Source organism: Paenibacillus sp. FSL E2-0177 (assembly GCF_037992975.1).
Classification (GTDB): domain Bacteria; phylum Bacillota; class Bacilli; order Paenibacillales; family Paenibacillaceae; genus Paenibacillus_AQ; species Paenibacillus_AQ odorifer.
In genome coordinates, this window is the sequence record NZ_CP150307.1 from 5,349,290 (window position 1) to 5,372,755 (window position 23,466).

16 protein-coding genes are annotated in these 23,466 nt (G+C 48.7%); all 16 read right to left on the bottom strand.

Going from position 1 to position 23,466, the window contains the following annotated elements:
- Positions 1–83: 83 nt before the first annotated feature.
- On the bottom strand, positions 84–479 hold the full coding sequence (locus MHI25_RS23950) for a diacylglycerol kinase family protein (protein ID WP_076129003.1): 396 nt from the start codon (positions 477–479) through the stop codon (positions 84–86).
- Complete coding sequence (ybeY, locus tag MHI25_RS23955) at positions 479–976, bottom strand: rRNA maturation RNase YbeY (protein ID WP_076129001.1); 498 nt, start codon at positions 974–976, stop codon at positions 479–481. Before ybeY ends, MHI25_RS23950 begins: the two co-directional genes overlap by 1 nt.
- Positions 973–3,228 carry an HDIG domain-containing metalloprotein gene (locus MHI25_RS23960; protein ID WP_036683831.1) on the bottom strand — a complete coding sequence of 752 codons (2,256 nt, stop codon included), beginning with the start codon at positions 3,226–3,228 and terminating at the stop codon, positions 973–975. The genes ybeY and MHI25_RS23960 overlap by 4 nt, the downstream gene beginning before the upstream one ends.
- A 14-nt stretch (positions 3,229–3,242) precedes the next feature.
- Entirely contained in the window at positions 3,243–4,214 is a 972-nt protein-coding gene (locus MHI25_RS23965; RefSeq protein ID WP_036683834.1) for a PhoH family protein, read from the bottom strand.
- A 15-nt stretch (positions 4,215–4,229) separates the two neighbouring features.
- Complete coding sequence (gene yqfD, locus MHI25_RS23970) at positions 4,230–5,411, bottom strand: sporulation protein YqfD (RefSeq protein ID WP_076128997.1); 1,182 nt, start codon at positions 5,409–5,411, stop codon at positions 4,230–4,232.
- Complete coding sequence (gene yqfC / locus MHI25_RS23975) at positions 5,408–5,701, bottom strand: sporulation protein YqfC (RefSeq protein ID WP_036683844.1); 294 nt, start codon at positions 5,699–5,701, stop codon at positions 5,408–5,410. The genes yqfD and yqfC overlap by 4 nt, the downstream gene beginning before the upstream one ends.
- Before the next feature lie 172 nt (positions 5,702–5,873).
- Entirely contained in the window at positions 5,874–6,452 is a 579-nt protein-coding gene (locus tag MHI25_RS23980; protein WP_076304276.1) for a hypothetical protein, read from the bottom strand.
- 18 nt (positions 6,453–6,470) lie between these two features.
- Positions 6,471–7,475, bottom strand: a complete 1,005-nt coding sequence (floA, locus tag MHI25_RS23985) for a flotillin-like protein FloA (RefSeq protein WP_036683849.1) — start codon at positions 7,473–7,475, stop codon at positions 6,471–6,473.
- A gap of 55 nt (positions 7,476–7,530) precedes the next feature.
- Complete coding sequence (locus tag MHI25_RS23990; RefSeq protein ID WP_248549505.1) at positions 7,531–8,916, bottom strand: NfeD family protein; 1,386 nt, start codon at positions 8,914–8,916, stop codon at positions 7,531–7,533.
- Positions 8,917–9,034: 118 nt separating this feature from the next.
- Entirely contained in the window at positions 9,035–9,478 is a 444-nt protein-coding gene (locus tag MHI25_RS23995) for a GatB/YqeY domain-containing protein (protein ID WP_036683862.1), read from the bottom strand.
- Between the two features lie 15 nt (positions 9,479–9,493).
- A complete protein-coding gene (gene rpsU / locus MHI25_RS24000; RefSeq protein ID WP_036657994.1) occupies positions 9,494–9,667 on the bottom strand; it encodes a 30S ribosomal protein S21 in 174 nt (57 codons plus the stop codon).
- Between the two features lie 139 nt (positions 9,668–9,806).
- Positions 9,807–10,166 carry a histidine triad nucleotide-binding protein gene (locus MHI25_RS24005; protein WP_036683863.1) on the bottom strand — a complete coding sequence of 120 codons (360 nt, stop codon included), beginning with the start codon at positions 10,164–10,166 and terminating at the stop codon, positions 9,807–9,809.
- A 354-nt stretch (positions 10,167–10,520) separates the two neighbouring features.
- On the bottom strand, positions 10,521–13,937 hold the full coding sequence (locus tag MHI25_RS24010) for an AAA family ATPase (protein ID WP_340394492.1): 3,417 nt from the start codon (positions 13,935–13,937) through the stop codon (positions 10,521–10,523).
- A gap of 1 nt (position 13,938) precedes the next feature.
- Entirely contained in the window at positions 13,939–15,120 is a 1,182-nt protein-coding gene (locus MHI25_RS24015) for an exonuclease SbcCD subunit D (protein WP_076136581.1), read from the bottom strand.
- Positions 15,121–15,160: 40 nt separating this feature from the next.
- Positions 15,161–19,204, bottom strand: a complete 4,044-nt coding sequence (addA, locus tag MHI25_RS24020; protein WP_340395705.1) for a helicase-exonuclease AddAB subunit AddA — start codon at positions 19,202–19,204, stop codon at positions 15,161–15,163.
- 2 nt (positions 19,205–19,206) lie between these two features.
- Positions 19,207–22,719: a helicase-exonuclease AddAB subunit AddB gene (gene addB / locus MHI25_RS24025; RefSeq protein WP_340394493.1), complete on the bottom strand. Its 3,513-nt coding sequence runs from the start codon at positions 22,717–22,719 to the stop codon at positions 19,207–19,209.
- Between the last annotated feature and the right edge of the window lie 747 nt (positions 22,720–23,466).

Genomic DNA, 23,466 nt, shown 5'->3' on the forward strand with positions numbered 1-23,466 from the left:
TCACTTCAAATTATTCAGTAACGAAAGAGGCGGAATCGCAAAACGCGGGTCCGCCTCTCCCCTGAATTGATTTTGTATCCTGATTATGACATAAGTCCGCTAATCCAGTCCATCACAGGGTGATAAAAAACATAGATCCCAACTAAGACAGCAAACACCGCCGTGAGAAGCACAGCTCCTGCGGCGGTATCTTTTGCTCTCTTAGCCAGTGGATGAATCTCTGGCGAGATCAGATCAACCGTCGCTTCAATCGCCGTATTAAGCAATTCGGCAGTTAGGACAAGCGTGATCGAGAACAGCAGCAACATCCAACTGGCCAGCGGAAGTCTGAACACGGCAGCGGCTATTAGCACAACCACCGCTAAACAGCAATGCACCTTCATGTTAAGCTCGGATTTGAATGCCGACACTAAGCCTTGCGATGCAAACCGAAAAGAGTGCCAGAACTTCTTGTGCCCTACCGCCGTGTTCTTCACCATTAGCGCGTCAACCCAACCTGAGATAGTACTTTTTCTTGCTTGGACATCATCTCTGCTTCTGAGGCTTCATCCTGATGATCATATCCTAACAAATGCAGAAATCCGTGAACGAAAAGAAAACCAAGCTCTCGTTCCAGTGAATGGCCATATTCCAGCGCCTGCTCCTGCGCACGAGTTACGGAAATGATTATATCCCCAAGTACGTCTGGAACATCTTCCAGCGCCTCGCCTTCCTCTACCTCGTATATAATGTCCAGCTCGTCCTCTCCGCTTTCATTCATAGCAAAAGAAAGCACGTCCGTCGGACGGTCAATGCCCCGATATTCCAAATTCAACTCATGTATACGAACGTTATCGACAAAAGTAAGAGCTACCTCGCCCCGATCGATCCCTTCCGCTTCACCTGCTTTTTGCAAAATACTCTCCAGCAGCGTAATGAGATCGTCCTTTATCTCGTATTCTTCCTGCTCGTTATCCCAAACGATCTCCAAACTCATGGGTTAGGTGCCCCTTCCTCTTTTTTCGGCTTACGCACATCTTCTGGGTATTCGATCCGTGAATGGAAAATTCCCATAACCGTCTCCTTCAGAGTCCGTGCAATAATATCCAATTCTTTAATCGTCAAATCACATTCGTCAAACTGATGATCATCCAGTCGACTTTTAATAATCTTCTCAATCATCGTTTCCACCTGCAGAACAGTTGGCTTACGCAATGATCTCACTGCAGCCTCGACACTGTCGGCAATTCCCACAACGGCTGCTTCCTTCGACTGGGCTTTCGGTCCAGGATAACGGAAATCTTCCTCGGTAAAATCAGCCTCGACACCTTTTTCTTCCGCCAGCTTCAGTGCCTTATGGTAAAAATAATGCAGGAACGTTGTTCCATGATGCTGCTCCGCAATGTCACGGATTGGCTTTGGCAGCTTATATTCTCGTTGCATTTCCACCCCGTCACGGGCGTGGGCAACGATGATAGATTTACTAAGCTTCGGTTCAATAGAGTCATGTGGATTTTCCATATTATTCTGATTCTCGATAAAATAAAACGGACGTTTTGTTTTGCCAATATCATGATAATACGATCCAACCCGGCACAATAGCCCATCTGCTCCAATCGCTTCCGCGGCAGCTTCTGACAGGTTACCTACCATTACACTATGGTGATAGGTTCCCGGCGTTTCGGTAAGCAGTTTGCGCAGCAGCGGGTGGTTTGGATTAGACAATTCTACCAGCTTCAATGCCGATAGAATACCAAAGGTTGCCTCGAAAAAAGGCATTAGCCCAATCACAAGTACAGCCGTCAATAGTCCCCCTGCAAAAGCAAAACCAACCGAATACAAGGTACCTACCTCTTTCCATGCTCCTCCACCTAACAGTATCTGCATAAAGACTGTCAGACAGCCAAAAAGCGATACCATAATCCCGCCTTTAAGGAGCGTGGAGCGTTGACCCGCACGGTGAGTCGCAAAGATAGCCACGTACGAAACCACGATAGCAAAGAAACCAAAGTTAAAATCAAAGATTGAGTTCTGCTGCACATTCAAAATAACACTCGCCAGTACACTGAATAGAATGGAGCAGAAATAGGCCAAAGGCATGTCCAGAAGCATTGCAATTAACATTGCGCCGATCGCCACCGGTGCCAGGAATCCGATATAAGATCGGACATCGGTCTGCAAAACAGCGGCCAGCCGCATAGAGATAATAGTTATAACAAATACAAGCACCAGCATCAATAGCTGAGAATTGTTGTACTTAAAGCCTGAGGTGCCGCCTGAATAACGAATGAACGCAAGCAAACCGACGGAGAGCATCGCAGAGAGAATCAATAGGCCTAACTGTGGCCAGTAATTCACCTCATTGCTTAGTAGTCCATTCTCATCCAAAAGAGTGTAGAGCTCTGGAGTAATTAGCTGCCCCTTAGCAACAAGCGTGTCCCCTTGCTCAATGAATACATCAGGTGTGTTCTCCCGGGCTTGTACCTTTGCTTCCTTGGTAGCATCCTCATCGTAGAACTTGTTACTTGTGATCACAAGACGTACAAGCTCCTGAACAACCTCACGCGCTGTACGCTGGCTTAGAGAACTAATACTGACCTGTTCCGCTACCTTGGCGCGAGCGGTCTGCGCATCCGTAATCTGATCATTCATCAGCCTAGTTACAATATCTCGGGCGACAGGCTTCATCTCGATAATGTCCTGAGAGGTCAGGCGCGGAATCTTAATGTAAGTCTCTTCCGGAATGACATAGGTCTGCTCTTTGATGACAGATTGCATTTCATCCAAGAGGTGATCTGAATATGTAGCGCTGCCCCGATTGGAAGCTACGAAATTCAAGATGAAATCGCTGGCTCTCTGCGGGATTTCATCACGATAAATCCCCGTCTTATCGCTTTGCGAGATCAGATCATCCTGATTGAGGCGATCTATCCGGTCCAGCAGCGAGGTCACTAGGTTGTCTGCCCTCATCGGGATAATTTTGTACTTGGGAGATACGCTTTCGGCCGCTTCCTCAGCTGCTTTTAACGTAGCTTTGGTGTCCTTAATTTGTTTCGGTGCCGTTATTTCCTTTGCACTGTAAGTATTCTCTTTAATATCATATTTCTTAGGTAGCAATTCTGGCGACAAGCTGAAGTAGAACACTAGTCCGAGTAACAGGAAAAGAGCATAGCGTGTCACTGCGCTATACTTCCATCCGTTGTTCGTATATACAAATCCGCTTAATTTAGATGGTTGCTTTGAAGCCATGAAGACAATCCCCTTTATTGGAGGTTTTCGGCAGAGCGGTCATAGGCAACGATAATTTTCTGCACCAGGGAATGCCGTACTACATCCTGTTCCGCGAAGTAGACAAAGCCAAGTTCTTCTATGCCGGATAAAATCGCTTTGGCTTCAATCAAACCGGATTTCTTGCCGCGGGGCAGGTCAATCTGGGTAACGTCACCTGTAATCACCATTTTGGACCCGAAGCCGAGTCGAGTCAGGAACATTTTCATTTGCTCAGGTGTTGTATTCTGCGCTTCATCCAAGATGATAAATGAATCATCCAATGTACGTCCGCGCATATAAGCCAGCGGAGCAATCTCAATCAATCCCCGTTCAAGTGCCTTAGCCACCTGGTCGGGCCCCATAACGTCGTATAATGCATCATAAAGCGGACGCAGATATGGATCTACCTTTTCTTGCAAATCCCCTGGAAGGAATCCTAGACTCTCTCCTGCTTCTACTGCGGGACGCGTAAGAACAATACGCTTAACCGAACCTTCTTTCAGTGCCGTAACTGCAAGCACCACTGCCAAGTAGGTCTTCCCCGTTCCTGCAGGACCGATTCCGAATACAATATCACGCTTCTTGATCGTTGTCACATAATGCTTCTGGCCGACCGTTTTGACACGGATAGGCTTTCCGCGAAAAGTTGTAGTAATTTCTCCTTTGAACAAATCGAGCAATTGATCAGCACGAAAATCTTTCGCCAGTTCCACAGCGTACTGCACATCACGTTCAGTAAGTATGTAACCGCTCCGAATGAGGGACAGTAGCACATTAAACAATTGCCCCAGCATGTCTACTTCCCGCTCAGCTCCACGAATCGTTAGCTCTGCTTCACGCGAATCAATAATGGCGGGAATTTCACTCTCGATGATTTTTAAGAATCCATCCTGCGGGCCAAACAGCGATTGCGCTTCTCCCGCATTTTGCAAAGATATACGAATGCTTGCAGTCTGTTCTGACAAGTAGCCTCATTCTCCTCAATTGTTTACTATTGGCAGTTCTTCGGAAATTTTTTCTTCTACTTCAAAGATCACTTTCATATAAACTTTACCATTCTCTTTCTTCTCATGCAAAACTTTTTGACTTTTGATGACGCTATCAACACCATATCGAGCTAAAATATCATTCTTCGCCCGCTCAATTCCCCTCGCAACTCCAGCTTCTGGAGTTATCGTATCCTTTGTTTCATTGATCTCCATTTCTTTCTCAGTCATCAGGCCCAGCGGCAGCTCAATAGAGCGCCAAGATAGCGGATCATGCTCTGTGAGCGTCTTTGAATTCTCAAAGGAGGATTTGCCATAACCCCACAGCTGAATAGCCCATTTCCCCAACACGAGATAGGTGCGATCCTTACGCTCCCCAGTGTAGGTGCTATTTGTTGTTTCAAGCGGAACCTCGATATTGTACTCATGCCAAACCAACCCCTTAACCTCACCCTTGGCTACCACATACTCTACATTTTCTTCGTCTCCAAGAGCACCGGAAATCAGGATATCCCCTTTTTTCACACGCGAATTACGCGCTACTACCGGTCTGCCCTGCTCCGCATATATTTCTGTTACCACCGCATCTGTTCGGCTAATTAAATGCCGTTGGCTAAGCAAAGGTTTGATATCGGGCTGTTTAGCCTCTACAACCTGAATTTTGATGCTCGTCCCCGTCCGTTGCAGCCCTATCCAAGAAACACCCGGTAAATGGGCCAGCAGCCCCTTAGAGAGCTTGTCCGGCTCCTCCAGACGCCATATCCACTGAAAAGGGTACACACCCTCCTGGCGAGCGGCAGCCAATATATCCTCAGAAGCAATTTTTTCATTCCCTTCGACTCTAATACTCCATACCATCGTAGATAACATAAAAAGTGTAATTCCAAACATCAAAATACCTATGCCAAAAAATTTCCTTTTCCACAGCCGCGCCATAAGAAATGGAAGTCCGCTTCTACCGGTAACGTGCATACGACAGCCTGTCTTTTTTAAAATCGGCCGGAGGACATAAAAATCATCCAGAAGCAGCTTAAGGGAAGCGCCGCCCTCAGCGGGCCTCACATCCCAAATCATGATTCCTGCTTCAGAAATGAAATTAATAAATCGCTCCACCTGAGGTCCCGTCACATGCAGTGTAACGAACCCCCGCAGTGATGACAGAGGTGGCTCCTTCATGATCTCTCCTCGCTTTCGTTATATCTGATCTCCCCGATAACGCCTTCTACAGCCAATTCCTGGCCTAGAATATTTCGGATGACAAGTCCCTCGCCTGTGATTTCAAGCGATCCTTTAGCTAACGCGAGCTTAAGCTGACCAGAGGAAAAATGCAGCACGCCGCGATGATTCTCAATATGCAGTTCCTTATTGCCGATCAGGGTGATCCGGGGCATTTCCTGTAATAAGTCCTGTGGTAGATCCAGTACCCCGTTTGTCCATCCCCGCAGCCTGCGGCCAATACGGGTCATAAGTAGACGTTCCCCCTTCCTGCCTTCTGTACACCTTATGCGGCAACGCTTTTTTTTATGAGAAGAAGTAACAAAGGAGGACCCTTCTAGTGTGAAAAAAGCAAAAAAAGCCCCGGCAACCTATCGTAAAGATAGGAAACCGAGGCTTTATTGTTACTATGATCCGTAAATATTATCTTCGGGTGGAATGCGGTTGACGAGAACGCGGTGGTCCCAGAATCTCTGCCCAGACTACACCATTGCGCAGGTCGTCACGACTCCCTGTTCCATGTGTCTGGTCTCCCGCAGAGGGTGAGTTTGTGTTCTTAGTCTTATTTGATCTTTTGGTATCTGCACCCGCTATCCCGTCAAAAGCAGATTGAAGGCGCCGTACCTCTTCTTGCATTCTTTGTGTGCGTAATTCAACTCCGTCATCGGCATGCTCCAAAGACATTCCTTCTCCAGTAGAATAATCTGGAGTTGGTATATACGCGGGTTCTGGAAAGGCAGGAGAGGCATCATACTCCCGGTTATCCTCTGACCTCGACTGCCGGGAAGAGGTGCTAACAGGAGCAGGAAATCCACTGCCAGACTCCGCTTGGCGCCCTCCATCGATATCCGGGCGTTTTACCCGGCGGAGCGGAGAATCCTCTCCGCCCCCAAAAGTGGGCATTCCCCCGCGAGGAGCTCCTTTGGGCTTGTTTTTAGTTGCTTTATTCACATTGGATACGATCGCGAATATAATAACCGCAATAATATAGATCCAGCTCATGGAGATTCACATCCCCTTTTATTTATTATTGTTAGGACGGTTATTGTCGTCCTGATCATTCATTTTGCCGAGAGAGCCCCGCATTTGGGTATCTGCCTCGATGTTTTTGATATTCATATAATCCATCACGCCGATTTGGCCATTTCTGAGCGCCTCAGCCATTGCCATAGGCACCTGAGATTCAGCTTCCACAACAAGCGCCTTCATCTCTACTACGCGCGCCTTCATCTCTTGCTCGTGAGCGACAGCCATCGCTCTGCGTTCTTCCGCTTTGGCTTGGGCAATGCGTTTATCTGCTTCTGCTTGCTCGGTTTGTAGATAAGCACCGATGTTCTTGCCTACATCGATATCCGCAATATCAATGGAGAGGATCTCAAAAGCAGTACCTGAGTCAAGCCCTTTGGACAATACCGTCCGCGAAATCAAATCCGGGTTCTCAAGGACATCTTTATGGGAATCACTCGAACCTACTGTCGTTACAATCCCTTCACCAACACGGGCAATAATCGTTTCTTCACCCGCACCACCCACGAGGCGGTCGATATTGGCACGAACAGTTACGCGCGCTTTTACCTTAACTTCAATCCCGTTCTTAGCAACAGCCGCAACAACCGGTGTCTCAATTACACGAGGGTTAACGCTCATTTGCACAGCCTGCAGCACATCACGTCCTGCAAGATCAATGGCTGCTGCGCGAGTAAATTCCAAAGGAATATCTGCACGTTGTGCTGCAATAAGCGCATTAACAACACGGTCTACGTTACCACCTGCGAGATAGTGACTCTCCAGTTGATTAATGTTCAGTCCAAGACCTGCCTTAGTCGCTTTAATCATTGGGTTAACGATACGACTTGGGGTTACACGACGCAGTCTCATCGCCACCAGCGTAATAATACTGATTCTAACGCCCGATGCTAATGCTGAAATCCAGAGCATAACCGGGAAGAAACTTAAAAACACGCTCAATACAATAATCACCACTACCGCGATGAACAGAATAGGAATCAAAGATGCTTCACCCATACTATATAACCTCCGTAAATTTGTTGTAGAACTATTATTGGTTCCAGTATTTACCTTATTCCTTGATTTCTTTCACAACAATCCGTCCGCCCTCTACTTTAATAACAGAGACCGGTGCATTAGCACTAATAAAACTACCTTCTGTAACAACATCCACACGTTCGCCGCCTATCATAGCCGTTCCTGAGGGACGAAGTGGAGTAATACTGGTTCCTGTAGCGCCTAATAAGCTAAGCTTCTCTTCTACAGGCACAAATCCCTGATCTTTAGTAAGGCTTTCCTTCAAAATAAATCTGTTCCATATCCCTCGTTCTTTAAAAATGACCGCAACAATTACTACAACTATAGTCGCAGCTACGAAAGAGATACCTAGACTGAGCAGTGCATGCTTATAGCTGTAAGCAGCTCGTACAACACCCGCTACAAGGCTGACAGAGCCTAGGAGCCCCAATATTCCGAAGCTAGGCACAAAGAGCTCCAGCACAAGCATGACAAGCCCAATGATAAACAAGAGCCAAGTTTCCGCTCCGGCGAATCCTGCAACATAGTTGCCGAAGAAATATAACACAAAAGCCAACGTCCCGATAATTCCTGGCGCACCAAAGCCTGGAACAATCAGTTCAATGACAACGCCTGTAATCCCAATGAACAGCAGAATCGTCATAATAATCGGATTGGTCAGAAATTGCGACATTTTTTCCGCACCGGTATGCTCTACGCGAAAGATGTCGTCTGTAGTATATCCAAGCCACTGAATTGCTTCTTCAGGGGTATCTGTAATTTGATCAGCGTAACCAGCTTTTAAAGCTTCTTCACTAGACAAGGCAATGATTTCTCCCTGTGTCTTAGTCACTCCAAGCTCTGGCTTATCCACGACCAAATTACTATCCACCATTCCAGCAGCAATGTCTGGATCACGATCATTCAGAGCAGCAGCGCCGATCATTTTAGATCTCCAGTAGGATATCATTTTGGCATCATCGACTTTTTGACCATTCATGTCTACCAAGGAAGCGGAGCCGATCATACTGCCCGGCTTCATGATTATTGCACCTGCATTAAGTGCTATGTAACTGCCTGCAGAAGCGGCATCACCTTTAATATAGGCAGCTGTTGGTATTTCACTCTCTCTTACCATCGTCCCAATCTCTTCTGCCGATTTCACCAACCCTCCAGGTGTATCGACCTCTAGTAGAATAAGGACTGCTCCATAATTAGCGGCTTCTTCAAATCCTCTTTCCAAAAAGCTTTGCAAACCCCGTTCAATCTTTTGATCTACCGGAATAATAAACACGGGACCTTTTTTCAGCTCACTGTTCGTAACCCCCGGTGTTTTCGGGGCTGCCCCGTCAGCGCTTACATTCGTTGCAAAGGGTGTCAGGAGGAGTAACAGCAGGACCACAGGAATGCTAGCTAACAGTATTTTCCGTAATCTTCTCAATGATTTTACCTCCCTTCTTTAGCTTGACCCAGAACTCATAACCCTTAATACGCTGAAATTGGATTTACGTTTCATAACATAGAAAAGCACCCCTTTTGCAAGGGGTGCTAGTGCTATATTATTGCAGAAATTGCAGAACCGCCTGGTTCACGAGTTTACCATCAGCGCGACCTTTGACCTTAGGCATCAGTGCGCTCATGACCTTCCCCATTTCGCTCTTCGAAGAAGCACCGGTTTCCTGGATGGTCTGCTGTACAATTACTTTAATTTCTTCTTCGGAAAGTTGCTCGGGAAGATATTTAATAATAATCTCGATTTCTGCTTTTGTACTCGCGGCAAGCTCGTCGCGACCCGCTGATTCAAATTCTTGGAGGGCATCTTTGCGCTGTTTGATTTCACGACTAAGGATATCAAGCACTTCGTTGTCGTCCAATGTTCTCTTCAGATCTATTTCAAGATACTTTATTGTAGAACGAACCATTCGAATCGTGGAGAGCGTGAACTTGTCCTTACTCTTCATCGCTTGCTTCATATCTTCGTTCAATCTCTCGCTAAGATTCATGCGTGGGTAATCCTCCTAAAACTTTCTCTTACGAGCAGCCTCAGACTTCAGCTTTTTCTTAACGCTCGGCTTTTCGTAATGTTTGCGTTTCTTCACCTCAGCCAAGACACCATCTTTTGCGATGGAACGTTTAAAGCGACGAAGTGCAGCATCAATTGTCTCGTTTTTGCGAACTTTCGTTTCAGACACAGGTTTCCCCTCCCTCCGACCATACCGTCCAAGAGCATAACACGGTTTATCAAACTCCATTATAGGTCAAACGGAAATAACGTGTCAACCTTCGTGCTATTCTTTTTTCTGGCAAGTTCTTCAACATTAAATGATTATGCTATGCGTGCGAAGCTGAGTTTCCAGTGAGCGCACCCAGCTTGGCTCCACCCAGCAGGTGATAATGAAGATGAGGCACAGCTTGTCCACTATCAGGTCCGCAATTATTGATTAAACGATAACCAGACTCAGCAATTCCAAGGTCTTTGGCGATCTGTTGGGCTACACTGTGGATTTCAGCAATTAGCGGAAGATCCTCAGGTGTAACATCATTCATTGAAGCAATGAACTTCTTGGGAATGATCAACACATGTACCGGTGCAGCAGGCTCGATGTCGTAAAATGCAAGAATACGTTCATTCTCAAATACTTTTTTGGAAGGAATAGTACCCTCAATAATTTTGCTAAACACGGTCTCCATAGAGTGCTTGCCTCCTAAAAATTGGTGAAATTCCACTTCATCATAAGATAATCATACAGGATAATCATCAAATACGAAAGCAGCAAGCAAACTCAGCATAATCTGCCCTAAACTGTATCTGTTACAGAATGAACCATTAAATAAATATATCAACACCGTTAGGCCTAAAAAAGACAAAAAAAAGAGAAACACCCTTCACAGCTTATAAAGCTGATTCGGCGGCGGACGTATGAAAAGGAGTTCATTCCCTGCCATACGTCCGCCGAGGTGTTTCTAAAGTAATGTCGGCTTAGCTGTATTATAACAGCACGTTGATACTGTATCTGTGATAAGAATCACACACATTATAGATCTTCACATTTTTTCCAAAAGGATCCGAGATCCCCCTCCACCCTGTTCAGCAGGTACTACTACCAGCTTGCGTGGCAGTCGTGCCCGAAGCTCTGGAACATGGCTGATAATGCCGACAGACAGTTGGTCGTTATGCAGTCTTTCCAGTGAGGTAATTACCGTATCGAGCAATTCCGGATCCAGCGTACCAAAACCTTCGTCCAAAAAGAAAAATTGCAATGGATACTGCCCCCGCAGCTGAATCTGTGCCGAAAGAGCAAGTGCAAGTGACAAGGAAGTTAAGAACGTCTCTCCGCCGGAAAGCGTGGAGACCGGTCTTCTTACACCACCGTTTCCATCATCACGGATTACAAAGCCACCACCCGAATCAACCTCCAGCGCATAACGCTGTTTGCTCAGGAAACGAAGCCGCTGGGAAGCTGACTGGCATACCTGCATCAATTGTTCCTCCGCAATATACTCAACAAAAGCATTTCCACGTAAAACCGTCTGCAATTTGGACAAATGATCCTGTAGAGAAGCATGTTCTAGCCGCTGGGCTTCGAGCTCCATCCAGCGAATATGCCGATGCCGCAGATCCTCCAGATCTCGCTCTGCGCGCGCTCTTGCTTGCAGCGACATTTCATCCTCTGACTTACACACGCTTAAGCTCTCCTTGCTAACTTGCCACTCCTCTTCACTTAAGCTGGCTCCGTCAAGCTTCTCTTCAATATTGCGCAGCTGCAATGAGACTTCAGCTTCTTCAGCACGATGGGCACGTACCCGAGAAGAAGAAATTTCCCGTTCTTCAGGTGCGAGAGCTGCTCCTTCAACCTCAGCGGCCGAACTAAACGGTGAAGAGGTTAGGCTTTGCTCCCACAGATGGCTTGAAGTCACATAATGCTCTCGAGCAGATTCTGCAGCCTGGCGGGTAATCGCTGCCTCCTTGATCTCATGCTGCGCTTTTTCCGCTGCCGTGAGATGTAATCGTTGGCTGGTCTCCACAGCTGCTAACAATTCCTGCAGACGACGCTCACACTCTGCTAGAAGAGGGGCAGCAGCGCGGCCATTAGTCCACTCTAAAAGACGCCGTTCTTTTTCACGCTGCAATTCTTCTTTGCCTTCCATCTGTGTATTCCACTGAGTAAGCTCTTTATCGAGTCCGGTGATGGTCTCCTGAAGATTCTGCACCGAAGCGCTTTTCTCATCCAGAAACTTGACACTGATTTCCAGTCGGGATCTAATTTCCTCAGCTTGAGCATCCTTGGCTAACAGCTCACGATAAGCTTTTTCTACCTCTTCCGGTGCCAAATCAGGGAACTGCTGTACCCAGTTCTGCCGCAAAGCGGTTAGTTGGCCACTCAGTTCCTCGGCTTTGGCGGTTAGGCCTTCTACCCAGCTTCGCTCACCTTCGGCACCCGCTGCTTCTTTGAGGCATAGCTGCTGAACTTCCTGCATCGATTGCTGCCACTGTATCGCTGTACGGCGCAGTTCTACAGACTGGCTTTTTAATACTAAAAATGCAGCATCAAGTTCTGCCAAAGCCTTTTCATCTGGAATGGACATATCGGTAGAGGAAACCTCAGTAGTGCTGACTTCTGAGCCTGCCGCTGCAGGATGATTTACCGTATCAAAAGCTCCATCACCAAACACCTGCTCCAGCCAAACCAGGTCCTGCTCCCGCAGACCACGGAACATATGGCGTGCTTCCAAAGCACGTCTGGACAACACCCGAGCCTGTTGAAGCTTTAACTCCAGTTCCTGTTGCTCTACGTTATCGTGCAATACAGCAGGGGCCGGGTGGTGTTCGCTGCCACATACAGGGCAAGGTTGTCCTGCTTCCAATTCTTTAGCCAATCCAAGCGAGAGTCTGTGCAACTCATACCCCTTGAGGGCTGCTTCCAAAGAACTGATATGTTGCTCCAGACTTTCTGCTGCGGTGCACGCAGCTTCTTCTGTCGCCAGCAGCTTCTCTTGATGCAGCGCCGCCTCGCGGATCAGCTGCCCGCGAGAAGCTTCCTGCTGCTCGCGACGGCCCTCGGCCTCCGCGAGGCGCGCCTGCGCAGCCGCGAGTGCAGTGGCACGCTCGCGGCGCTCCTTCTCCGCCGAATCCCACTGGGATTCGGCGGAGTGCAGCCCTTGCAGTCTCTGCATCGCTTCTTGCAGAGACTGCCGCTCCTGGGAGCGGACACCGAGCGGCTGCAAGCTCTGCTGCAGCTCTTGCTGGCGCTTTTGGCCCTTGGCCAAAAGCTCACGCTCCCGGGCCATGCCCTCCCGCAGCTCCGCCAGCTTGCGGGAGGCCTCTTCGCGGCGCTCGCGCAGAGCCGCGAGTTCGCGCCGCAGGGCGCCGAGCTCGGACTCGAGCTCGAGCGCGCGGCGGTAGGTGTCGGCCCCCTGCCGGAGGGCCGGCTCTTCCGCCGCAAGCGCGGCCTGCGCAGCAGCTGCGGCCGCAGCGGCATGCGCCGCCTCCTGCTCGGCAGCGGCTGCCAGCACCTCTTGGCCCTCCGCGCGGGTCAATCGGCTCTTGAAGGCGTCTTCCGCGCTTCGCCATGCTTTCAGCGCGGGAAGCCTAGCCTCGGCCTCGTCAGCTTGGCCGAGCTTCCGTTCAAGGAGGAGAATCTCCTCCTCCTTGGAGAGCAGTCCCTGCCGCTGCAATTCGCGGCGGGTCCGTTCCTCTTGCAGCTCGCGAATGCGCGTGAAACGCTCCGCGACCTGCAGCGCCGCCTCCAACTTGCGGCGGCATTCCGCAGCATGCTGGGCTGCTTGTTCGAGGCGCTCCGCCGCTGCCTTTACATCCTCTTTGCCTGCGCTGCCAAGCCCCTGCTGCTCCGCTTCGAGTGCGCGGAGCGCAGCCTCATTCTCCTTCACCCGTCGGCTAAGCTTCAACGCAAGCTGATCGCCATACTGTTCCAAATGGAACAGGCGCTGCAGCATTTGTCGGCGGTCTACGCCCCGAAGCGATAAGAATTCGGCGAATTTCCCCTGCGGCAATACAACTGCTCGCGTGAAGTCATCCATCTTGAGCCCAATATGCTCTTCCACACAACGTGTAACATCTGCGAGTTTATCCGCCATAACGTTATCCCCGTCAGGTGTAACTTCTATGAAACGGCTAATGGTGTTACTGACTGTTTGCTCACCTGTCCGCTTGAACTTACGTTCAACGCGATAACGATGTGCCCCAGCGGAAGAAGTGAGCTCAAAGGTAAACGCCACGCTGAGTGAATCCTCAGAGTGATTCATAATCCCCTGTGTTCCATTAACGGCGCGCTCCACTTTGCCGTACATCGCCAAAGTAATAGCATCCAGCAAACTGGACTTGCCGCTGCCCGTAGGTCCAAAAATCCCAAACAGCCCGGTCTCACACAGACTTTCAAAATCTATTTCCTGCATTTCTCTATAACTCTGCAATCCTGCAACTTTTAATAAAATAGGCTTCACCTTAGTTCTCCTCTCCTTCCTCCGGCTGCTGCCGTTCTTCTTCGGTTAGCTGTAAGAACAGCTCAATCAAACGATCCTCCGGCTCCGCCCCGCCCGTCTGGCGCTGATAGAATTTACGGAACAATTCTTGTACAGGCATACGTGAACGGGAAATCTGTTCGAGCTCCAGCTCCATTTGCGGATAAATCGGACGAATATGAATGATCCCCTCACGTGATTTACGCAGGCGCTGAATATCATTCATCGACATAGCTTCACTGAGCCGAATCTCCAAATCTATAAAAGCGGAAGCATCTCTACCTTCATCCAACCAGTTATATACCTCTTGCAATCCCCCCGTAGAGCTCCATCTTACAAGTGGACGCCCACAGCGAAGATAGATTTCTTCGAAGGTCGGCTCACCGCCCGGCGCAACATCAATCAGCGTCACCGACTTGGCTTGTCCTGCTTCCGAAAAGCTATATGCCAGCGGGGATCCGCTATAACGGATCATCCCTTCCCCTTTAACACGCTGAGCGCGATGAAGATGGCCTAGTGCAGTATATTGCGCTCCACAGGATAAAGCAGAAGGGTCTACAGTGTAAGCCCCGCCCACCTGAATCGGGCGTTCCGAATCACTCTCTACACCTCCAAGCACATAAATATGGCTCATCGCCAAATTCACGGTTTGTGGCGTAAATTCCCGTCCCAACAGTTGCATAAGTTTGCCTACCCGTGCGCTGTAAGCTAGTCGAAGCTCCTCTTCCCCGCTGTCCCCAGCAAGCAACTCACCGAGACGTGCCTCAGAGGGATAGGGAAGGGCTGCGATTTTGGCAATCTCACCTGTCCGCGCAGCATGAACTGTCACTGGCTCTGAGGTTGGAAGTCCTACCAAGGTAATCCCCTGCCTTAATACAAGCGGGGAGACTGAAGATACGCGCTCCGGTTGGTCATGATTGCCGGCAATCACCACAAGGGGCCTGCCCCCTGAAGTCAGCCTGGCAGCAGCCTCATAGAATAATTGCTCCGAAGCCGCTGGTGGATTAACGGAATCGTACACATCTCCCGCCATCATAATCAAATCCACCTTATGAAAATCGGCGATCTCCACCAATTCATCTATGAACTGCTCTTGCTCCTTCTGGCGGCTTCTTCCCTCCAGCGTACGGCCCAAGTGCCAATCCCCCGTATGCAATATCCGCATCTTCGTCCTCTTTCCCCGCTCCTATGCGGCAATGAATAATTTATAATTTCACAGCATGATCGCCGTCAAAAAAGTACAGCCAAATCTCGCTGATCGGTTCTCCCAAAATATCATGTAATGCCTTGCTGTATAACTCTAGCTGAAAACGATATTTTTCCTTAAGTGCCTCTAGTCCGCCCTGATGTTCTAATACAGAGTCCGTCTTATAGTCTAGCAGAATAATCCGGTCCTCTTCACGGAACAGGCAGTCAATGACCCCTTGAATTAGCACAGCCTCACTAAAGCCTTCCTTATTGTTCTCAGGGGAAAGCTCCGAGACGGCTTCATTCATATAATCGAGCCCTCGATAAGCCTCACCTGCGGGAACCATATAACTGAACGGCATTTCTCTAAGCTTCCAAGAAGAAGCTATTAATCTACGTCCCAGTTCATTAGTATAAAAAGCTTCTATCTGATCGGGAGCTACAGCCTCCACCTGCTCAGCAGTTAGAATAGCCACTCTCTGAAGTCGGGCTAAGGTTTCTTCCACAACCATAGGATCAACCGGGCCCTCCAGCGGAATATGCTGCATGACTGTATGGTATGCTGTCCCGCGTTCCGCTGGGGTTAGACTGCGTTTTTCCATAAATTTCGGACGCCGCAAATGAAGACTGTCCGCACCTGCAACACTTGGACGTTTATCGTTTTCTATTGAGGTTGTAGAATTGCCTTCTTCCAGCAGATCAAAAGAGGGCTGCTCCTGCAACGACAACAACGCTTTTAACTCCGTAACAGAAGTTTTAGCCGGAATACCTGAGGCTGCCGCATACGGGTAATTCCATTCCAGTCTTCTAGCAATTTCATCGCTAGTCTCTGTTCCATATATATTTACAGCTTCACCCTTATGCAGTGCTTCGAGTACAGCTTGCCGTTCCTCTACCTTCTCTTCAGTCTGATCCGTTGGCAGGAACGCCCCAGAATTAAGTTCGGAAGCATTTTGCACACTAATGCTCCAGTTGGAGACATCGTTGTGCAGCACCGTGGAGACGGTACCTTCTGAACCGCCCAGCTTACGAAGAACCGCCGCCGCAGGGTGCCGGATCAATGCCGGTCCGACCCAGTCCAAATAGCTGCGCCCTCGGGCCAGCAGATGATCTGCAAGCAGCAGCTCATCCCGGTTCTGTACGCTGCTCCAGCTAGCGATTTTGCGCGGCAAATCTCTTACAGTGCCTACTAGAATCATTTTATCTCTCGGACGAGTTAACGCTACATATAATACACGCATCTCTTCAGCTAATAATTCAAGCCGTGTACGCCGGTTAATAGCCAGATAAGGAAGTGTTGGGTAGCTAACTCGCGTTTCCCGTTCCACAAAACGCGGCCCAAAGCCAAGCTCTTTGTGCATAAGAAATGGCGAATGCAAATCTTGTCGATTGAACTGTTTTGCCATCCCGGCTACAAAAACAACAGGGAACTCCAGCCCCTTGGATTTATGAATGGTCATGATTCTGACGCCATTGCCTTCTTCACCGCCACCGCCAGCTACACCCAGATCTCCGCCATTCTCACGAAGCCGTGAAATGAACACCAGAAAACGGAACAATCCACGCGCTGCGGTGTCATTCTCAAATTGCACAGCCCGATCATACAAAGCTTTAAGATTGTTCTGGCGCTGCGAGCCTCCAGGCAGTCCTCCAACCCATTCCAGATAGCCGCTCTCCCCATAGATACGCCAGATCAGCTCACTGAGACTACCTTGTCTAGCCGCATTTCTCCAGCTTTCCAGCTGTTCTAGGAAATGTCTAAGCTTGCGCTTCAGTTCTGGACTGATCTGCGGCAGATCTTTATCAGGTAAAACATTATTTTCGACGGTGCTTGCGGATTCAATCACATGAGCCGAGAAGAGGTCATACTCTTCTTCAGCCTCTTTTGCATCTTGCATATCCACCGCCATCTGTACTGCTTGAAAATAAGGACCCTGACTACACATACGCACCGTAGCCAATTCTTCTTCCGTTAATCCGACCACAGGTGAACGAAGTACGCCAGCCAGCGGAATGTCCTGCTGAGGATTATCAACTATTTTTAAGAGGGAAAGTGCAATTTCCACTTCTGTAGCTTCAAAATAACCTTTATTCAGATCACCATAAGCAGGGATTCCTTCCATCCGAAGCTCTTCGATGATTAGAGGGGTCCAGATTCTTGCCGAGCGAAGCAGGATTACGATATCACCGTAAATAACCGGGCGCATAATCTTGAGTCCTTTATCGTAGATAAGCAGCGGCGATCCACCGGTCATCCCCGTCATTTGTGAAATACGCCGGGCAATTGCCCGTGCTTCCAGCTGCGCCGTCTCGCTCTCAATGGCTTCACTCTCCTGAAGTGGCGCCTCACCGTCTTCAGAAGTCTCTTCTGACTTCCCTGTTGTTGAACCACGATCTATCAATAATAACTCCGGTGCAAAAAAGGTATCAGGACCCTTCTCTGCTGCACCTGGGAAATTCGCTCCGTAAACAAGCTCAGCGCGTTCGTCATAATTAATCTCCGCTACCGTCTCATTCATAATCTGCCGGAAGATCATATTAACGGCATTCACAACCTCCATGCGACTGCGAAAATTACGGGCCAGATCGATAACCGAACCGCTAGACGATTCATTAGTAATTTCAGATGGATCATCGATTGGGTGTGAGCCAAAGCTGCGGTATTTATCCAGGAATAGCCCCGGCTCCGCCAGACGGAATCGATAGATACTTTGCTTCATATCTCCGACCATAAACCGGTTACCGGGTGTTTCACGGGATATTAGCCGCACAATCTCCTCTTGCACACTATTCGTATCCTGATACTCATCCAGCAGAACCTCATCGAATTGAGCACGGTATTCCATAGCTGCATCAGAAGGCAGGGAATGACCGGGCGTAGAGTCCGGATGGCGTAGAATTTGCAGACAATAATGCTCCAAATCACTGAAGTCGACTAGACCTCTTCCTGCTTTTTCAATTCTATAACGTTCACCGAATGCTATCACTGTCTCTGCAAGCTCTGCCATCAGTGGAGCCGCTTCGTTCAGCTCTTTCAAAAAAACCTCAGGCGGACGGCCAAACAATGCTTTCTGAAGATCTAAAATACTCTTCTTCACACTGTCGCGCAGTTCCTTCACCATCTCCTGCAGTCCAGGATCTGTCGAATCCTTCTTACAAGCCTTTAATTTCCCAAAATATACTTCCATGAAAATATCATATAATTCTGCCCAAGGTCGTTCGTTTACGGCATCCTGCAGTGCATTTACCATCTCAAGATCAGCGGTTAAATTCTCAGCATAGGGTGCCGGACCACCCGGTTGTAGTGCAATCTCCCGGCCTTGAATCAGCTGACTGGCTGCACCCGCAAGTGTCAGCTTCGCTTCTTCAAGAATGCTCAACACCCATGGCGTTCCACCCAGACTTTCGGTGTCTGGCAATGAGAAATCAGCTGCAGTATCACGGAGCCATTGCGCTGGCCAAGGATGGCTGCGGGCGTAATCATGCAATCGCTGTATGAGCGCATGCACTGCATCATCACTGCGTTCACCACTGAACCAATCAGCTAGCTGCACAAATATGTTATCCTCGCCATCCGCACCTACCTCACCGTACTTTTCCTCCAGCAACTCTTCGAGCAGCTCCTGCCGCATCATCTCCGCTTCATGCTCATTTAATATGCGGAAACCCGGATCAATCGGAATCATTTGATAATAACGCCGGATCACTTCCAGACAGAAGGAGTGTAACGTTGTAATCGAAGCTTTGCCCAGCAGGGATAGCTGACGGCGCAAATGGTCGTTCTCGCCATTCTCCTCCAGCTCCCGATCAAGGGCTTCCCTGATCCGCTGCCGCATTTCGGCAGCCGCAGCTTTGGTAAACGTGGCTACTAGTAGCCTGTCTACACTGAAGCCGTTCTCTTCCTTACTGATCTTTCGAATAATCCGTTCTACCAGCACCGCCGTCTTACCGGAACCTGCTGCCGCAGCAACGAGGATGTCATCACCGCTCTCCGCAATGGCGCGCCACTGGTCATCACTCCATATACTTCCTTCCGGTTTCGCTTCTATTTCAGCCTTCATACTCAAGGTGTAGTTCCTCCTTTGCGGGACAGCAGATCCCATATAACGTCCTTCCCTGGCTTACCCAGATTGTTATAGCTGTTACCTTCCACAGCTTCATCGAACTGGCAGACAGGCCTAAAGGAACAGAATGTGCAGGCGGTCTCCTGTCCAATTCGGTACGGCTCAATCGCCACATCACCCTCTGTAATCCGTGTCCCGATATCCGAGATCGTCCCTCTAACGGAGGATAATAGATGGCTCCACTGCTCTGGTGTAGCTACTGAAGCACTGCTATAAAAGCTGCCGTCAGCTTTTACTGCTACAGGCACGATAGAAGAATACCCTTTGTCTAAAGTGGTATCCATCAGGGAGACAACCTCACGATCAGCTGTAAGCAGTCCTTTCATCTTGAAGCGTTTCAACAGCTCTTGCTCAGCCTGTTCCTTGTTCATCCCGTTGGATGAAGTTAACAACGGATCATGCACATGGAAATAAAGTGTGCCTGCTGGAAGTGCCGGCTGCCCCAGCCATTGCTCCGAATATGTCAGCAGCACATCCAAATAAGTCAGCATTTGCAGCGACAATCCATAATACACCTCATGCAGCTTGAGATCCTTTTGGCTCGATTTATAATCAATTACCCGCAGAAGAATTCCGTTCTCTCCACGGGCCATGTCTACACGGTCAATCCGGCCAACGACCTCCATCACACAGCCATTCGGCAGCGTAATTCTTAAAGGCGGCAACTCCTTATCCGGTCCAAAATCCAGCTCCAGCCCTACTGGCTCAAAGCTGCCCCGGCGGGCGTGCTCGCCCAGAATCACAGAAGCACGTCCAACAATATTCTTAAGCTTACGGGAGATGTACCCGTAACGTTTGGAGCTCATTAGAATTTCACCCTGCAACATCGGAGATAGCCGTTCTACTGTCTCACTGGCCTCACGCCGACATTCATCCGGAGACAAGCTGCCCCAGCCCCGTCCCTCTTGTTTCAGTCTTATCGCCATATCACTTAACGCAGCATGGAACAGTTGTCCAATATCAGGGGCTTGCAGCTTATATAACTGGCGCTCTTTCAGTCTTAGTCCGTAGGACGCAAAATGGGAAAATGAGCACGCAACAAATTTCTCCATCCGGGACACACTGCCCCGCAGTGTTGAGCCACCATACAATCTGAGGCTTGTGCCACGCTTTAGCTTCGTTCCTTCATTACGATAGAACAGTGAGCTTAGCAAACGTTCCAGTTGAAATTTACGATCTTCGTTCTTAGTAAACCAGTTATACACACCCCACCATAGCTCCGGAATTTCTGTCCCCTGGCGCCACTGCCGCAGCTGCATAATCAATGCGCGAAGACTCTGTTCTGGTTGACCAATGAAACCGAGATGAATAGGATTTCCGACTTCTGCCGGTAGTCCCGCTGGGGGAAGTGCTGACAAGCTATGCTCTTGAACCCTTGGGAACATTCTATGCAAATGCCGGATAACCTCAGAGGGAAGGAGAGCTTTGCCCTCATCATCCGCTGTAGCGTAGCTAATCCAGAGCTTTCGGCTTCCTGTCGTTAGTGCATTATAGATCAGAAACCGCTCGTCCAGCAGTTTACGAGAAGCGCCGGGAGCAAGCTCCATTCCAGCATTCTCTAGTACGGAGCGTTCACCTTCCGAGAGAATTCCATCTTCCTTAAACTGCGCAGGCACAACACCTTCATTAAATCCAAGCAAAAAGGCGTATTTAACCCCCGTTGGGCGAGTCCGATCCATATTGCCGACCAATACTTGATCCAGTGCGGGTGGAACTAGTCCCATTTTAAGTTCAGCAAGTCCTGTCTCTAGAACTCCAGTGAACACTTCAAACTCAAGTCTTTCATTGCCCATCATTTCTACTATCTGATCTAGCAGATCAAGTACCGCACCCCACAACTGGCTATGTTCCCTAGCCTTCTCGGGTTGGCCCTTCTCCATAGACTTAACACTGAGTTTCTCTAGCTTTCGTGCAACATCCGTCTCTTCAAGCAGCTTGTACATTGCCGTACATAGTTCAAGGCCGCTTCGGCTTTTCTGGATTCGTTTCTCAAAAGCAAATAATGGACCTGTTATACTAGCACGGCATCGTTCCATAGTAGCAAGCAGTTTATCATCCATCTGTCTGCCGCCCTCCAGCGACAAGCTAGGAATACCTTTCCAGGAGCGGCCATCTGTCCAGCGGTACCCCTGAATCCCACAAGCCAGCACATAGTTTTCTAAAGCATCCATATCCTCACGCGTAATACTATCGTCTAGCGGAAGCAGAAGCTCCGTCTTTACACAACGGAATACATCCTCGTAACGCCAGCGACGACGCACTACATCCAACGCGGAACGTATAAACTCCACTAGCGGATGATGCAGCTCATTCACCTTCTGGTCCAGAAAAAATGGCACTCCATAATCTTGGAACAACGGCTGAACCAGCTGCTCATAATCGCCAATATTGCGCATCAATACGGCCATTTCGCCATATTTTGCACCTTCATCTCGCGCCAGTCTAGTCATTTCGCGCAGCGCTCCCTCAACCTCTGCTCTGTGCGACACTGCGGCGCCTATGGAGATAGCCTCTCTTGCCAGTTCATCCGCACCTATCCAAGCTTTCCGGCGATCATATCCCCGTTCAAGGTGAGCAAGTACTGGACTTTCTTCAAAACGTGGAAGAACCATTGGCTCCAGCAGCTCGTCCCATACATCAATGCCCAGCTCTTCAGCAATTCCACGCAGTTTAATGTAAGTAACCGCAGTTGGGTGAAACAATTCAAGCTCATTCAACTGATCTCCATAGGGGTAAGGACGATCAATTGTAAGCGAAACCGTCAGCTTCGAAGCTTGCTGCATCAATTCTCGAAGCACTACGAATTCCTGCGGAGTAAATCCATGGAACCCATCTACCCAAATCTCTGCCCCGCGAATGTAAGAGGAATCTGGAATATGCTCAGCCAGTTCTGCTAAACGATCCTCTTCATCGATATAAAGACGGGACATTTCCTTCTCTAAATCGCTAAAAACCAGCTGCAAATCATCCAGCTTACCCTCAAGAATAGGACTTCTTGCAATAGCTCCTCGCATAGCGGACAACTGTTCCTCTAAATCAGTGGAACCCAAACAGCAACGTTTCATCTCCGTGTGCAGTTGGTTCAGACGTTCCACAAAACCCGGTCTGTCTGCTGAGGCACCGAATAATTTCAGTTCCTCTTTGCGACGACTGATGATTTTGTAAATTAACATTTTCTTACCTTCTTCACTGATTGGCAGACTTGCACTGCCACCAGTTTCCTGCTTCACACGATAGGCAAGCCGCGAAAAACTCAGTGTCTGCGCCCGAAGGCTTCCCTTCACATTCCCTACGGTCAGAAGCCCCCGTTCTGCTCCAAAAGAACCTTGCTCTGGCACAAGAATAATAATCGGCGCACCAAGCGGTTCCTTTTCTAAGGAAGAAGAGATAGATTCCCATATTTTTGTTGTCTTGCCACTGCCCGAGCGGCCTAATAAAAAGGTTACCGGCATAAATGATAAACTCCTTCCGTAGCGGAGAAAATATATAGAATACAGGGTGAAATATCCACCCATTGATTACACTCCAATTAAAAAAGTTCAGTGATTCCTCGTCCCCTCAGTATATCATAACCACACTAATCGGAACATGTGTTTGCTAGTATTTTCTAATGTTTTACAAAGGATAAACAGCTACGAGTACAAATAAAAAAAGCAAACCTCCGAATTTTGGCGGCTTGCTTTTTAGAGTGTTTAGTTTGTTTTTAATGCCAGATGTGCAACGTTAGATTGGAGCTGCCAATGTCAGAGCATAGGGTCAATGTTAGACTGTTCAGCGTTCGGCGTTCAATACTCAACACCCCGCACTCAACATTAGCACTCTACACCGATCGTTTTGTAATCCGCATTCCGCATATCATAATTCAATAAGCATCATTCGTTGTTTACCATTTAGTATTCCGAATTTAACATTCAACATTTCGGCTCGGCTTGTTTCATTAATTACTTACGGACCCAGGAGCCGTTATTCGTGGATTCAGTGCTGTTATGGCAGCTTTTCGGACCCCACTGACGCTATTCTTCGAAAATGTGTGACATTACGGGTGTTTTTGGGGCAATAGCGCCTTTGGGGTCCGTAAGAATTCAATAATAGCCTGTTTGCGCTAAATAGAGTCATCTGAGTCCGTTAGCAACTCCTTGCATTACAGTCGACTCACGACCACCCTACGTCCAGCCCGTTTATCCTACTTGTTACTTGGC

Excerpts from the sequence above, each read along its gene's own strand:
- MHI25_RS23950 (WP_076129003.1), bottom strand. The coding sequence starts at position 479 with ATGGTGAAGAACACGGCGGTAGGGCACAAGAAGTTCTGGCACTCTTTT.
- ybeY (WP_076129001.1), bottom strand. The coding sequence starts at position 976 with ATGAGTTTGGAGATCGTTTGGGATAACGAGCAGGAAGAATACGAGATA.
- MHI25_RS23960 (WP_036683831.1), bottom strand. The coding sequence starts at position 3,228 with ATGGCTTCAAAGCAACCATCTAAATTAAGCGGATTTGTATATACGAAC.
- yqfD (WP_076128997.1), bottom strand. The coding sequence starts at position 5,411 with ATGAAGGAGCCACCTCTGTCATCACTGCGGGGGTTCGTTACACTGCAT.
- yqfC (WP_036683844.1), bottom strand. The coding sequence starts at position 5,701 with ATGACCCGTATTGGCCGCAGGCTGCGGGGATGGACAAACGGGGTACTG.
- MHI25_RS23980 (WP_076304276.1), bottom strand. The coding sequence starts at position 6,452 with ATGAGCTGGATCTATATTATTGCGGTTATTATATTCGCGATCGTATCC.
- floA (WP_036683849.1), bottom strand. The coding sequence starts at position 7,475 with ATGGGTGAAGCATCTTTGATTCCTATTCTGTTCATCGCGGTAGTGGTG.
- MHI25_RS23995 (WP_036683862.1), bottom strand. The coding sequence starts at position 9,478 with ATGAATCTTAGCGAGAGATTGAACGAAGATATGAAGCAAGCGATGAAG.
- MHI25_RS24005 (WP_036683863.1), bottom strand. The coding sequence starts at position 10,166 with ATGGAGACCGTGTTTAGCAAAATTATTGAGGGTACTATTCCTTCCAAA.
- MHI25_RS24015 (WP_076136581.1), bottom strand. The coding sequence starts at position 15,120 with ATGCGGATATTGCATACGGGGGATTGGCACTTGGGCCGTACGCTGGAG.
- addA (WP_340395705.1), bottom strand. The coding sequence starts at position 19,204 with ATGAAGGCTGAAATAGAAGCGAAACCGGAAGGAAGTATATGGAGTGAT.
- addB (WP_340394493.1), bottom strand. The coding sequence starts at position 22,719 with ATGCCGGTAACCTTTTTATTAGGCCGCTCGGGCAGTGGCAAGACAACA.